Source organism: Pontibacter ummariensis (assembly GCF_900188175.1).
In the GTDB taxonomy this organism is placed as follows: domain Bacteria; phylum Bacteroidota; class Bacteroidia; order Cytophagales; family Hymenobacteraceae; genus Pontibacter; species Pontibacter ummariensis.
The window spans coordinates 225,238-238,743 of sequence record NZ_FZOQ01000003.1; the positions used below are offsets into that span (position 1 = coordinate 225,238).

Below are 13,506 nucleotides of genomic sequence, written 5' to 3' on the forward strand. Positions count from 1 at the left end.
TAAGAAATAGGTTAGTGGCTGTCTCCTGCAAAAGCAATGGTACTCAGCAGGGCATTTTCCGATTGGCGTGAATCCAGGCGGGTATGCTGCACTACTACCGGCACGTCAGACTCTATGACGCTGGCATAGTCGGTGTCACGGGGAACGGGTTCAGGATTCTTCAGGTCGTTAAAGCGGAGGTGCTTCGTGCGGCGCGGCTGTACTGTCTCTACATAAGGACCTACTGGGTCGCGGTCGCTGAAGTAGAGCCAGATCTTTATGTTTGCCTCCTGGTCAGAGGTGTTCAGAATGCAAGCGGTTTCGTGGCTGGTAAACTGGGGCTCGGGGCCATTGCCATAAGGGGGAATATAACCCTCTGCAATAGCCCATACTTTATGGCCGATGGCGTTTTTCATAGTCAGGAGATATCTTGTAACACATCATGCGGCTACGTTATGGCCGTATCTCCTACTACGGTTTTACTTTTACTCTTGGTTCAGAGGGTATCAAAGTAGTCGCCCGCTTTGTGCGCTACTTACAAAGCGGGCGACAGTCTGGTGGGGGCATTAGTTTAGCTTGGCCAGGAAGCGCCGGACATGTTTCCGGAACTCCTCTGGTTGCTCCTGATAGGGGCAGTGGCCGGTGTCCACCACCTGGTAAGTGGCATTCGGAAACTGAAAGCTCTTGTAGTGCTTCGGGCCGATAGCGTAATCATACTTGCCAGCAAATACCAGCACGGGGCTTTTTATTTGGGCTGACTTAACCGTGAAGTCCTGCTCATACTCTTTGTAGTTCCAAACATTGCTGCCGAAGTGCCAGTTTAGGGTCGTGTCCATCACAGCATTCATCTGCTCAAACATCTTCTTCTCGGGGTACATCATTTTGTACATCAGGTCCTTTTCATGCAGCTTGCCTACTACGCCTCCCAGGGCTTCGCCAACGGGTGTCCCTGGCTTACGTAACTCCGAGGCGGGTACGTTTAGCATACGGGCCCCTTCTACTATATAACTTTCCAGGGAGTTATTCAGGTTGAGGGTGCTGTTTACGTAAATAGTGGCGGTTACATGCGTGGGCTGGGTATAAGCGTACTCCGTGGCGATGGTGCCACCGAAAGAATGGGGCATCAGGATCCACTTATCGTAGCCCATGTACTCGCGCAGCTCCTCAAAATCCTGTACCATCCGCGCCAGCGAGTAGTCGTTGTTCGCCGGGCTACCCGACCGGCCACAGCCACGCTGGTCCACGTAAATCATGGTCATGTCCTGTTCTACTACGTCCCCGCCCAAGGCGTAGAAGTACTTGGTCCAGGAGCCGGGGCCACCATGAATGAACAGACAGGGTTTCCCTTGGCCGGCTACCCGTACGTATAGCTGAACACTGTCAGACGTGGTAAAATAAAAATGCTTTTGCTGGGCCTGCGTGGCCGTGGCCAACAGTAGCAGAAGCAGAAAGGAAAGAAGTGCTTTTTTCATAGAACGGGCGAAATGTTTTAAATAAAGTTGCTAAATATTTGTCGTTGAGAATAAGGACATCATTAAAAAATATTTATGGTGCTGCTCCAAGGGGTTAAGTGCACCTTTTTACAAAGTATAGCGAATGGATTTACAGAGCAGAGGATTAGAGCAGGAATTACAGTTTCAGGCGTCGCGCAGCGGGGGCGCTGGCGGGCAAAATGTGAACAAGGTCAACACAAAGATAGAGCTGCGGTTTGACGTGCAAAACTCCGCATTGCTGACTGATGAGGAAAAGGAACGGCTGCAACAGAAGTTAAGCAACCGCATTAACAATGAAGGAGTTTTGCAACTGACTTGCCAGACGGAGCGAAGCCAGCTGCGGAACAAAGAACTGTGTGTAGAGCGCTTTTATGAGCTGCTACGGCAGGCGTTTACACGGCAAAAGAGGCGAAAGGCGACCAAACCCACCCGTTCCAGCGTGCGACGCCGCTTGGAGAACAAGAAAAAGCAGGCAGAGAAGAAGAGCAACAGAGGCTACCGGAGCGACTATTAGCTTTTAGCCCGTTAAACTACTTAGTTGTTCCGCTTCTTCCGGCAGCTCAGGGACGGAGTTGGCGAGCCTTGCCCCTGTTAATTTTTGTTCTCTTATTTTCTGTTGGTAAGCAGGCTAAGGCGGTGATTGCCAGAGTGAAGCCGGGGTGCTGCCTGCTGCTTCGACTACTTGTGGTGAGCAAAGGTGTGCCAGGATACTTGGTCCCTGCCTTTTCAGGTAAGATATTTGCTGCCATTGCTGGCGTAAGAACACCCTTGTTTATGAGAAATAGAATTCTGCTGATCATCGTGCTGCTTTGTGGGGTAAGCATGGCAGGTAACGCTCAAAAGTATAAAACAGCGGCAGGTGTGCGGCTGGAGAGTGACCGGTTCGGGTTAACGATACAACAGAAGCTGCACGAATCGGGGACCTTAGAGGGCATTGTGGCCGTTGGTGCCCGGGAGTATAGCGGCACTGTGCTCTACGAGAAGCATTACAAGCTTTTGGGAGAGCGCTTTAACTACTATATCGGTGGGGGTGGCCATGTTGGTAACCTGAAAGACAACGGGGTGTTTACTGGCGTGGATGCTATATTGGGCATTGAGTATAAAGTAAACGGCTTGCCTTTCCTCCTCTCTGCCGACGTGAAACCGGCTGTGCATATTAACCACGAAGACTGGGTACAGCTCTCCTCTGGGGTTTCTGTTCGCTACGTGCTGGTAAAGGAAAAGAAAAAGAAGAAAAGTATCTGGCCGTTTGGCAACAGGGATGAGGGCAAGAGCCAAAAGAAAAGCAAGAACAGAAAAGAAGAGAAGAAACCGGGGCTGTTCGATATCTTTAAAAAGCAGGAAGACTAAAGCGGTCGGAAATTTAAGTGTTGCAGGCAGTCCGCTTTTGGGAGCTGTACTCCGATCAAAAGAAAAGCCCGGTGGGGGCCGGGCTTCCTTACAGGGTTAAAGAGCTTTTTGGCAGGAAGTTCTGTCGCTTGCGCATGTTTTTTTTAAGTTTGCAGGGCAGGCACTACAGAAAGGGGGACTGTAGCGCTTCGCAAAGCGTATCAACAGAAGCTGCTTCCAAAAGATCTAGTTGGTCATCAATCAAAGGGGAAAGCTCTTTTCCTTTATACTCTAACAAATTATCTCGAAGATTTTCTTATATCGAAACAGACTTGGTTTGTCACCAGGCCCCTAATTATAGTGGTATAGACCGGAGGAAAGGTGGTGCGGCTGTCGAAAGCAGTTCTTATTCCACTTGAGGTTTCTACGTTAGCACTGTATCCTCACCAAGGCCTTGCCTGCGCTATGCCTGCTGCCTATCCCTCAGGCTTTAGGCAGACGGCCGTCTTCTTTACGCACTCCTTTCTCTTGCGTAAAATTAGGGGCTTTGCCTGCGGAAAAAAAGGAATTAAGGGTGCGTTTTGTAACACCGGCAGATGGTGCGCAAGGGAGGTTGTGTACGACGTGTTGTAGCTTTTTAGGCGTAACAGAGGGTTTTTATGCTGCGGGTATTGGGGTGCTTTGTAACATTGGGTAGGTTATATGGCAATAGGCAAAAAGGCAGTGGCTGAAGAAGTTGCCTGTGCAAGCTCAGACTATAAAGTAACTATAGCCTGAGCTTGGGTGGCAATTGGCTGTGCAGTGGCATAAGCTATCAACTGTTGGCGTTCAGCCACTACACGGCGGTAATCAAAGGCATCTTTGCAGGCAAAGCAAAAGCCAGCTAGTATTGTGAATAAAAGGACCAGGATTTTCATCGTTTTATCTTGTCTAATGGTTGCGGTCGTAGGTCTGTTCCTTCAAAGGCTGCGAGGCACTAGCTTTGTGGTGCCACTATCTCTACTTCTGGCAGTAAATTGCCGTGGTGCTTATACTCTTTGATCTCATTTCGGGTACTGATCTGATTCATGTCATCAACTGACTTCTTTACAGTGGCTCCGAATCCGAATAAAATGGCGAATAATAAAATGATAATTTTCATGGTTTTATTTTGTTATAGTTTTTAGGATCGTGTTTGGTACTTGTGCTTGGTATGGTTTAGTTGTGGAGGCCAGCGTTGCTACTTTCTGCCACAATCTCCACCTCAGGTAAAAGATTAGGGAGGTTTTGATAGGCTTTCATCTCGTTTCTTTTAGAGATCTCTTTCAAGTCGTCAGCAGACTTTTTAACGTTAGCTCCTAAACCGAATAACATGGCGAATAAAAGGACGATGATTTTCATAGTTTTAAGTTTTATAAGTTCTAAGTATTCTTTTCTTGTTTCTGCTTAATAGATAGCGGCTTAGGTCTAAAGGTTGCTTGCGCCGCTATAATTATTTTAATTTCTGATTGAGCTATTACACTTTGTGTGCCAAACTAGATAACTTATTGATTATTAGCATGTTATCCAGGTGGTGTTTGTGTGGGGATAAGTGAAAACTGTCCGGTGCCGAACACCTGACTGTTCGCTCTCGAACAACTAATGCTGGCCTATCCTGAACAGAAGTTTTCCTTCTCTTCTCGCGGGCGTAACCTGTGGATAGTTTTACTGGTAGCTAAGGCTATGAAGATGATGTTCCCGAAGTTCGACAAAGTAGGCATGCCCTTGCTTGGCCTGGTGGCTACAACCTTGTTCGTACTAGAAGCAAAAAGGCAACTGCGCAAACGAAGCAGACCCAAAAAGGAACGCTTGCTGGAGAATGGAAGTGTTGCTGCGGTCGCACTGCCGGCACTGCGATTGCTGTTGCTGCCAACCATGTATGCCGCCGCAAAGTGGAGCGAGAAACACCAGGTAGGGCTCCTGAGGCGGATGGGCTTGCCTAGGTGGACCAAGCATGTGGTGGGGTTCCTGTTGCTTGATTACTCTAATTACCTGTGGCATGTGCTGCTGCACCGGTCTACCCTGCTTTGGCGCTTCCATAACGTACACCACATCGACCTGGACCTGGACCTTTCCACTGCCTGGCGCTTTCATGTGGGGGAGAACCTCGCCTCTGTGCCCTACCGTAGTGCAGCCGTGGCACTGATAGGGGTGCCCGCCCCCCTGTTACTGGCTTATGAGGTCCTGTTTGAGGGCTGCACTGCTTTCCACCACAGCAACTTGCGGTTGCCGTATAAGTTAGAGCGCCGACTGTGCCAGCTAATGGTAACGCCGCGTATGCACGGCATTCACCACTCTATTGTAGAAAAAGAGACAAACAGCAACTTCTCTGTTATCTTCTCCTGGTGGGACCGCCTGCACCGGACTATTCGCCTTAACGTGCCCCAAGAGGCTGTTACGATTGGTGTGCCTTCTTACCGCGACCCAGCTGAGCAGACGATAAAGCACCTTTTTCTGCTGCCCTTTGAGCAGCTGCGCCCCTGGCAATTACCAGATGGTACTGTGCCGGAGCGGGAGGAAGGGCCCAACAAGGCGCTGTTGCTGCCTTAGAGGAGCGGAAGGCTGGTGCAGCTACCATTGTTTTTAAATACTGCTTAATGATAAACTTCCTGCTACAGAAGTAAGTATAAGATACTTCTTTTGGTGTTAATGTATCTATGGAGCAGGTAAAAGGAAAATTGATAGCGCTTGGCGGAGGGGATGACGAAGGGATGATTAAACTAATCAAATCGGAGATATGCGATCTGCACTCTCGGGTAGAGGTAATTGCGACAGCCGCGACGGAGCCCAAATCGTCGGGTAATGCTTATAAAGAGGCATTTGAGGAGCTAGGCTGTAGCAATGCCCACTTTATGCACATAGATGAGGAGCACGAGGCAGACACGCCAAACAACCTGGAGCGCATCCAGAGCGCTGATGTCATCTTCTTTACAGGAGGAGACCAGGTACGGCTGGCGGCATTCCTAAATGGTACTGAGTTATTGCGTATCATGCGCTACCGGTACCATGCGGAGGACATTATCATAGCGGGAACAAGCGCAGGGGCAGCGGTGATGTCTGACCGCATGATTTATGATGGCTATGGGCACTACTCACTAATCAAGGGCGAAATGAAAACAACCGACGGCTGTTCCTTTATCCGTAATGTGTACATCGACACGCATTTTGTAGAGCGGGGGCGCTTTGGGCGACTGGCCCATGCCGTTGCCCATGACCCGGACTACGTCGGGATTGGGCTGAGTGAGGAAACCGGCATTATCATCAAAGAAGGCGACCAGGTAGAGGTGTTCGGCCCTGGAGTCGTCACAATCATAGACGGAAGCCATGTTCGCTTCTCCAATACCCGGCAGGTAGAGGAAAATGAACCCATTGCTGTCGAAAACCTGAAAATGCACCTCTTGGTAAGCGGCTACCGTTATTGCCTCCGGGAGCATCTCTTCCAACCCGTGCAGGAAGCGGACGCCCCCAACTCTATCGCAGTACCAAATAAGTAAGGCTTTTTGTTTTGCGAGAAGGCAAGCACCAAGGTGCCGCAGCAGTGAACAAGCCCACACCGCCATTTGGCTAACTTACCTTTTTTCGTTCTTCCCGCTGTAGTTCCATGTTAATGGCCACTCCTGCCCGTGCCCCTTCTGCAGCTGCCACCACCACCATTTGCATGTCGCGGGCAGCGTCTCCGGCTACAAACAGGCCGGGTATGTTCGAGTGTTGTAGTTTACGGGTTTTAATGACGCCTTTGCTTGTAAACTCACAGCCTAGCTGCTCACCTAAAGATGACTGTTGCTTGGTGCCCAGCGAAAAGAACAAGGCCTGCTGGGGGCGCTTTTCGCCCCCCTCCAGTACGATGTACTGCAGCATGCCTTCCTCTCCTTCCAGCCGTTGGATCTTTTGGGTGCACACCTTTACCCCGTTCAATTCCAATAATTCCAGGTCGGCCCGACGCAAAGTGTTGGTGCCGTCTGTGTAGAGGGTCACGCCGTTGCTCCAGTTCTTCATTGCCAGCGCCTGCCCTATGCCTTTTCTTTTGGGTCCGTACACCGCAATGGCTTTATCGCGGCTTTCCCAGCCATCACAATAGGGGCAGTGGTGAACGCTTTTACCATACAGCGGCTCCAGGCCTTCAAGCTCCGGTAGATTATCTTTCAGGCCAGTGGCTAAAAGTAACTTTCGGGAGCGGTACACGTTTTCGTCGGCGTCGTTCACTACAAACTGGCCTTTGCTGTATGTGGCAGAGGATACCTCTGTTTCTTTCATCTCCACACCGTACTTAGACAGCTCTGCTTTACCGCGTTGAAGAAACTCGCCGGGGTGCATCCCATCGCTGGTCAGGAAGCCGTTTAGTGATGCTGCCCAGCGGTTACGGGGCTTGCCTCCGTCAAACACTACTACTTTGCGCCTGGAGCGACCAAGCAGCATCGCCGCGTTAAGCCCGGCAGGCCCGCCTCCAATTATGATGACATCATACATGCTCTGTCCTGGTTTATTTCGAAGTCTTGTAAACGGCGTGCAGCAAAATAAGGTAGCGTAAAAGCTATGATAAATTTGCACTTTACCTGGTGAGCGGGAGGCAGCGCACCTTATATTTCCTTTCTCCGCTCAGTTGAGGGGCTGGCAGAAAAAAGGTAAACGGGCGGGCTGTTCCAGGTGAGTAAATACTTGTGCGTAGCTTAAAAGAACCTATTAAGAACACAGGAAGCGCTTTTTTTTGCTTTTCGACTCATTTGTAAAAATATTTGAAAACCCCTTGCATGGTGAGTCAATTACTCTATATTTGTTTGGACTAATTATCACCCTACTTTATTAAAGCCGCATTTATGAAAAGCAAAATTTTAGCCTTACTAGGTGGTACTTTACTGTCGGCATCGGCTATGGCCGGAGGGTACCAGGTAAACCTGGCAAGCCAACGACAGATCGGGATGGGCCATACAGGCACAGGCATAGTTGCCGGTACCTCAAGTATCTTTTTTAACCCTGGTGCAATGAGCTTCCTGCGCGAGAACGGCGTAACAATCGGTGCAAGCGCCATCGTTTCTAAAATCGCTTACCGTTCTACCGAGTTTACCAGTGCTACGGCGAATACAGATAACCCGATAGGCACTCCGTTCGAAGTGTATGCCGTGTATGGTATTACCGAAAAGCTAAAAGCAGGCTTGGGAGTGTACACGCCATTTGGAAGCACAGTAAATTGGGGGGATGAGTGGAACGGCCGCTTTGGCTTAACCCAGCTCTCCTTAGAGGCGGCCTTTATACAGCCTACCCTGAGCTACCAGATATCTGATAAAGTTGGCGTTGGGGCGGGTCTGGTGATAGCTACTGGCGGCGTAAACCTGCAGCGCCAGTTACCACTGCAGGGGCCAGACGGTACAGAGCCGGGCGTTGAGCTGGATGGTGGTGCAAACACAGGCTTCGGTTTTAACGCCGGTATTTATTTTCAGCCAACCGAGGCATTCTCTATCGGTATTGACTACCGCTCCAGAATCGACCTGCAGGTAGAAGGCGGAGAAGTGTCTTTCTCTGACCTCCCCTCTTCTGCCTCTGCCTTGTTTCAGCCGGGAACAGAGTTCTCTGCTGAATTGCCCTTGCCTTCCACGCTTACGGTGGGTGTTGGTTACCGTCCAAACGATCGCGTGACCTTGGCGGTGGATGTTAGCCGTGTTGGGTGGAGCGCCTATGAAAAATTACGCTTCGACTATACGAAGCCGGTAGGTGGCCGCTTGTTTTCTGAGAATGCCCGCAACTATGACGATGCCTACATCTACCGCATTGGTGGAGAGTACAAGTCCAGTGATGCCCTTACCCTGCGTGCCGGGGTGTATTATGACACCACGCCTGTAAACAATGGCTACTTAACCCCAGAGACGCCGGATGCTAACGCTCTTGGTCTGTCTGCCGGCCTCACTTACCATCTTTCTGATGACTTCAGTGTGGATGCCTCCTTCCTGTACGTGAACAAAGAAGAAAGAACAGACCCTGCCAACTTATCAGGTGGTGTAGCTGGTACTTTCAAGTCCGTAGCCTATATCCCGGGCATAGGCCTGAACTATAAATTCTAATTTTCTTTCCTGATCAATATGAAAAAGTATATCTATAAAGTAAGTGTACTGGCCCTTTTCGGCAGCGTGCTGTTTACAAGCTGTGAGCCGGAGGTGGACTATGAGGTTAATCCATCTGCAGGCGAAGAACTAGACTTCAGTAACTACGTTGCTGTAGGAAACTCTCTTACTGCTGGTTTTCAGGATGGCGGCTTGTACCTGGAGGGGCAGCTGTACTCTTATCCGGCTATTCTGGCAGATCAGTTCGAGGAAGTAGGTGGTGGTGAGTTTGTGCAGCCTCTTTTTACAGCAGCACAAAGAAACGGTTCCGGATATTTAAGGCTGGCGGCACTGCCTACCCCAACCTCTCCTGTTACGGAGCGTGTTACAGATAACCTTGCTGTCAGAACAGATGTTCCGCCTTTGCCAGGTGGGCCCCGCCTCACGAAGTTTACACAACCTGTAAACAACCTCGCAGTTCCAGGCATGTCTGTGCTATCAAGCTACTCTACGCAGTACGGTGCTATTAACCCTTACTTCGAGCGTTTGCTTCCGGATGCGGAAGTGGGCACGAAAAGCTACCTGCAGCGAGTGGCAGAAGCTGACCCTACGTTCTTTACGCTCTGGCTGGGCAACAACGACATCCTGACCTATGCCACGAACGGTGCTGTCGCAGATCCAGCCAACCCTCTGAGCGATAAGACCCCAGTGGTTAGCTTTAAGACTATTTATTCCCTGTTGGTTAATGAGCTAACAGATGGCGGGGAAGTGGAGGGGGTTATTGCTAACATCCCGGATGTAACAGCTGTGCCATTTTTTAACACAGTAACGCTCGCTGCAATTAGACAGGGTGCGGGAGCTCCTGACCTGAAGGTGTATATTAAAGTAGGACCGGCACCGTCTGATGTTCGTGAACTAACTGCTGATGATCTGGTGCTTTTGTCTGCCAAGGCAAACATAGGCCGTCCGGACCAGGTACAGACGCCTAACGGCCCGGTGGTTATCCCGCACGGTTTTAACCCTGCCAACCCGCTGAACGATAACGAGGTGCTGGACAAGGATGAGGTGGTGGAAGTGAAGAACCACACCAAACTGCTTAACGATGCTATTGCTGAGATAGCCGCTGCAAACAACATTCCTGTGTTTGATGTGAATGCTTTCTTTAATTCCATTAAAGGAGGCTTTAAGATAGACGAGGTGACTTACTCTCCTGCCTTTATCAGCGGTAACCTCTTCTCGCTGGATGGCATACATCTAACGCCCCGGGGATATGCCATCATCGCGAACGAGTTTATTCGGGTAGCCAACGAATACTATAATGCAAGCATTCCTACTGTGGATGTAACCCAATATCGCACGGTAGTTTTCCCTAACAACAACTAAAGTTTAAAGAAGCTCTAAAGAAAAAAAGCACCTCCTTTGAGGTGCTTTTTTTGTCTGAGCCAGGATGCACAGGATTTATAAATTTATAGGACGGCTGTAAACACAAATTGGGAAACCGTTTCAGTAAAGCTTATTTTAATACAAGTATCCTGCTCATCCCAAAACCTGTACATTTTGATTCAGATAAAAGAACCTTGCAAATTCTGATTCTTAATGTGCTTCCAGCCAGTCTTTCCCAACGCCTAGGCCTATCTCCATCGGTACGCTTAACGGCAGGGCGTTCGTCATCAGCTCGACTATTTTTGGTGTCACGATCTCCACTTCCTCTTTTGGGGCATCAAATAAAAGTTCGTCATGCACCTGAAGGATCATGCGGGTCTGCAATCTCTCCTGGCGTAAATAATCGTGTATGTTGATCATCGCGATCTTGATGATGTCGGCGGCAGTACCCTGGATAGGAGCATTGATAGCGTTACGCTCCGCAAAGGCCCGCATGTTCTGGTTACGGGAGTTGATATCCCGGAGGTAACGGCGGCGGCCCAATACTGTCTCGGCATATTCCAGTTCACGGGCTTTCTCAATGGCGCTGTCCATGTACTCCTTTACGGCCGGGAACTCCTGAAAGTAGGCCTCAATAATGTCGGCTGCCTCCCGGCGCGGGATGCTTAGACGTTCTGCCAGGCCAAAGGCAGAGATGCCGTAGATGATCCCGAAGTTCACCATCTTTGCCTTGCGTCGCATTTCGCTGTCCACTTTCTCTAATGGCACGTGAAACACTTTGCTGGCTGTTGAGGCATGAATGTCCTGTCCGTTCTTAAAGGCCTCTTTCATGGTCGGGTCTCCGCTAAAGTCCGCCATAATGCGGAGCTCTATCTGCGAATAGTCAGCGGAGATGATGAGGTGCCTGCTGTTGCGGGCAACAAAGGCTTTCCGTATTTCGCGGCCCCGCTCTGTGCGGATAGGGATGTTCTGCAGGTTCGGGTTGGTGGAGCTGAGGCGTCCGGTAGCCGTTACCGCCTGGTTAAAGGAGGTATGCACCCGGTTGTCCTGTTCACACACGAGTTGCGGCAGTGCGTCTACGTAGGTTGACTTTAGCTTTGTGAGCTGGCGGTGATCCAGGATCAGGCGCACGATCTCATGCTCTGAGGCCAATTTGATCAGGATCTCCTCTCCGGTGGCATACTGTCCCGTCTTCGTCTTCTTTATCTTGCTCTTGCCATGGAGCTGCAGCTTGTCGAACAGGATCTCGCCGAGTTGCTTGGGGGAGCCGATGTTAAACTCCTCTCCTGCTGTTTCGAAAATACGTTTCTCTATACCAGCTATTTCAGACTCAAGTTCTGTCGAGTAGTCAGCCAGCGCGTTGGCATCTATGCTGATTCCCTCCTTTTCGATAGCGGCCAATACCTGCACCAAGGGGTTCTCCACATCCCGGAAAAGTTTCATCAAGCCCTGCTCTTGTAGCAGAGGCTCAAAGTACTGCTTCAGCTGCAGGGTTATGTCAGCGTCCTCACAAGCATAGTCCTTTACCTCTTCCGGAGTCAGGTCTGCCATCGTTTTCTGGTTCTTGCCTTTTGGCCCTATCAGGTCTGTGATGGGTACCGGACTGTAGTTCAGGTAAGTTTCCGACAGCACGTCCATGTTGTGGCGCATTTCGGGCTCCAGCAGGTAATGGGCGAGCATGGTGTCGAAGATAGGGCCTTGCACCTCCACGTCATAGTTTTTCATCACCAGGATGTCGTACTTGATGTTCTGACCGATCATGGAAATGTTCGGGCTTTCGAGCACAGGTTTAAAATCCCCTACAATGCGAAGGGCCTCTTCTCTGTTATCAGCAGGCACCGGCACATAGTAAGCCTCACCGGGACGATAGCAGAAGGACATGCCCACTAGTCTGGCCGTGATAGGGTCCGTGCTGGTCGTTTCGGTATCAAAGGAGATCTCGTCCTGCCGCAGCAGGTACTTCATCAGGTTCTGGCGTAACTCAGGGGTATTGATGAGGTGATAGTCGTGCCGTTTGGTATGGATGCTCTGCAAAGGGGTAAGCACCGACTCTGCTTCCGTTTGTTCTTCTTCTGCAGTCGCAATATCAAACAGAGAGGTCTGGCCTTGCGCAGCGGCTTTACTTTTACGTGCTGGCTTGGTAGCCGTGGCTGTCGTGGCATCGGCTAATGACTGCCCTAATACACGCTGTGCCAGCTGCCGGAACTCCAGTTCAGCAAACAGTTCAGTCAGCTGCTCCTCGTTCGGGCCATCGTAATGCAGGGCTTCGGCACTGAAAGTAAGTGGTACATCGCAATGGATGGTAGCCAGCTCTTTGGACATAAGCCCCTGCTCGGCAAACTTCTCCACGTTCTCTTTCTGCTTGCCCTTCAACTGGTCGCTGTTGGCGATCAGGTTCTCAACAGAGCCGAAGCGTTGGATCAGGGACTTGGCCGTTTTCTCCCCTATTCCCGGGATCCCCGGGATGTTGTCCACAGCATCGCCCTGCAGGCCCAGGATGTCGATCACCTGCTCTACACGCTCCACTTCCCATTTCTCCAGCACCTTTTGTACATCCCATACTTCCACGGCATTACCCAGGAAAGCAGGCTTGTAAAGAAACACATGCTCTGTAACCAGTTGGCAGTAGTCCTTGTCGGGTGTCATCATGTACACGTCAAAGCCTTCTTTCTCGGCTTTGCACGCCATCGTACCGATGATATCATCCGCCTCATAGCCGTCCAGGATCAGCACAGGAATGTTGAAAGCCTCCGCGATCTTCTTACAGTAGGGGATGGCAATAGAGATATCCTCCGGCTGGGCCTGGCGGTTTGCCTTGTAGTCGGCAAAACTATCGTGGCGGAAAGTCTTTGCTGCTGAATCGAAGGCGATCCCAATATGGGTTGGCTGCTCTCGCTGCAGTACGTCTACCAACGTGTTGGTAAAGCCAAGGGCAGCCCCTGTGTTCATGCCCTTAGAGTTGATGCGCGGGTTCTTGCTGAAGGCAAAATGCGCACGATATATCAATGCCAGGGCATCTAGCAGAAATAGTTTCTTACGTGGTTCACTCATGGTATAAAGGTAGTCAATTTTCCCTAACCCAAGTACGGGCAGGGCGCTTGCTAAAGTAAGGGGTAAAGGCCGAAAATTGTTTTGTACAGGGCCTCCCTTGCCCCAAGAACTGTTGCCCAATATGCGGCGCCCTTACGCAAGGTGTGGAAGATGCTCCACGCCTTTCCCCTATTCGGTTATCTGGTAACTATGCCGGGATTTGTTTTTAAGGTGCTGGTAAT

The 13,506-nt window shown here is 50.4% G+C and carries 13 protein-coding genes; 6 read left to right on the forward strand and 7 right to left on the reverse strand.

Annotation, left to right across the window (positions count from 1 at the left end; translation table 11 throughout):
• Nucleotides 1-11: 11 nt before the first annotated feature.
• Nucleotides 12-395 carry a sensory rhodopsin transducer gene (locus tag CHB92_RS05020; RefSeq protein WP_089318087.1) on the reverse strand — a complete coding sequence of 128 codons (384 nt, stop codon included), beginning with the start codon at nt 393-395 and terminating at the stop codon, nt 12-14.
• A gap of 150 nt (nt 396-545) precedes the next feature.
• Complete coding sequence (locus tag CHB92_RS05025; RefSeq protein ID WP_089318088.1) at nt 546-1,451, reverse strand: alpha/beta fold hydrolase; 906 nt, start codon at nt 1,449-1,451, stop codon at nt 546-548.
• A gap of 124 nt (nt 1,452-1,575) precedes the next feature.
• Here CHB92_RS05025 and arfB point away from each other — a divergent pair, with 124 nt between their 5' ends.
• Nucleotides 1,576-1,986 carry an alternative ribosome rescue aminoacyl-tRNA hydrolase ArfB gene (gene arfB / locus CHB92_RS05030; RefSeq protein ID WP_089318089.1) on the forward strand — a complete coding sequence of 137 codons (411 nt, stop codon included), beginning with the start codon at nt 1,576-1,578 and terminating at the stop codon, nt 1,984-1,986.
• A gap of 260 nt (nt 1,987-2,246) precedes the next feature.
• Nucleotides 2,247-2,822: a hypothetical protein gene (locus tag CHB92_RS05035; protein ID WP_089318188.1), complete on the forward strand. Its 576-nt coding sequence runs from the start codon at nt 2,247-2,249 to the stop codon at nt 2,820-2,822.
• Between the two features lie 734 nt (nt 2,823-3,556).
• Here CHB92_RS05035 and CHB92_RS25725 read toward each other — a convergent pair.
• From CHB92_RS25725 to CHB92_RS05040, 3 genes are read right to left on the reverse strand one after another with little or no spacing between them, the layout of a single operon-like run.
• Complete coding sequence (locus tag CHB92_RS25725) at nt 3,557-3,718, reverse strand: hypothetical protein (RefSeq protein ID WP_179222956.1); 162 nt, start codon at nt 3,716-3,718, stop codon at nt 3,557-3,559.
• A gap of 59 nt (nt 3,719-3,777) precedes the next feature.
• The gene (locus CHB92_RS25730) at nt 3,778-3,942 is read right to left on the reverse strand and encodes a hypothetical protein (RefSeq protein ID WP_179222957.1); all 165 of its coding nucleotides are present in this window, start codon (nt 3,940-3,942) and stop codon (nt 3,778-3,780) included.
• A 56-nt stretch (nt 3,943-3,998) separates the two neighbouring features.
• Nucleotides 3,999-4,181 carry a hypothetical protein gene (locus tag CHB92_RS05040; protein WP_089318090.1) on the reverse strand — a complete coding sequence of 61 codons (183 nt, stop codon included), beginning with the start codon at nt 4,179-4,181 and terminating at the stop codon, nt 3,999-4,001.
• Nucleotides 4,182-4,502: 321 nt separating this feature from the next.
• Between CHB92_RS05040 and CHB92_RS05045 the strand changes: the two genes are divergently transcribed.
• Entirely contained in the window at nt 4,503-5,369 is an 867-nt protein-coding gene (locus CHB92_RS05045) for a sterol desaturase family protein (protein ID WP_179222958.1), read from the forward strand.
• Between the two features lie 107 nt (nt 5,370-5,476).
• Complete coding sequence (locus CHB92_RS05050; protein ID WP_089318092.1) at nt 5,477-6,313, forward strand: cyanophycinase; 837 nt, start codon at nt 5,477-5,479, stop codon at nt 6,311-6,313.
• A gap of 70 nt (nt 6,314-6,383) precedes the next feature.
• On the opposite strand, the gene CHB92_RS05055 is transcribed toward CHB92_RS05050, so the two are convergent.
• On the reverse strand, nt 6,384-7,286 hold the full coding sequence (locus tag CHB92_RS05055; protein WP_089318093.1) for an NAD(P)/FAD-dependent oxidoreductase: 903 nt from the start codon (nt 7,284-7,286) through the stop codon (nt 6,384-6,386).
• Nucleotides 7,287-7,633: 347 nt separating this feature from the next.
• Here CHB92_RS05055 and CHB92_RS05060 point away from each other — a divergent pair, with 347 nt between their 5' ends.
• Nucleotides 7,634-8,872 carry an OmpP1/FadL family transporter gene (locus CHB92_RS05060; protein ID WP_089318094.1) on the forward strand — a complete coding sequence of 413 codons (1,239 nt, stop codon included), beginning with the start codon at nt 7,634-7,636 and terminating at the stop codon, nt 8,870-8,872.
• Nucleotides 8,873-8,890: 18 nt separating this feature from the next.
• The gene (locus CHB92_RS05065) at nt 8,891-10,234 is read left to right on the forward strand and encodes an SGNH/GDSL hydrolase family protein (protein WP_089318095.1); all 1,344 of its coding nucleotides are present in this window, start codon (nt 8,891-8,893) and stop codon (nt 10,232-10,234) included.
• A gap of 210 nt (nt 10,235-10,444) precedes the next feature.
• Here the strand turns inward: CHB92_RS05065 and polA are convergent, their stop codons facing one another.
• Nucleotides 10,445-13,285, reverse strand: a complete 2,841-nt coding sequence (polA, locus tag CHB92_RS05070; protein WP_089318189.1) for a DNA polymerase I — start codon at nt 13,283-13,285, stop codon at nt 10,445-10,447.
• Between the last annotated feature and the right edge of the window lie 221 nt (nt 13,286-13,506).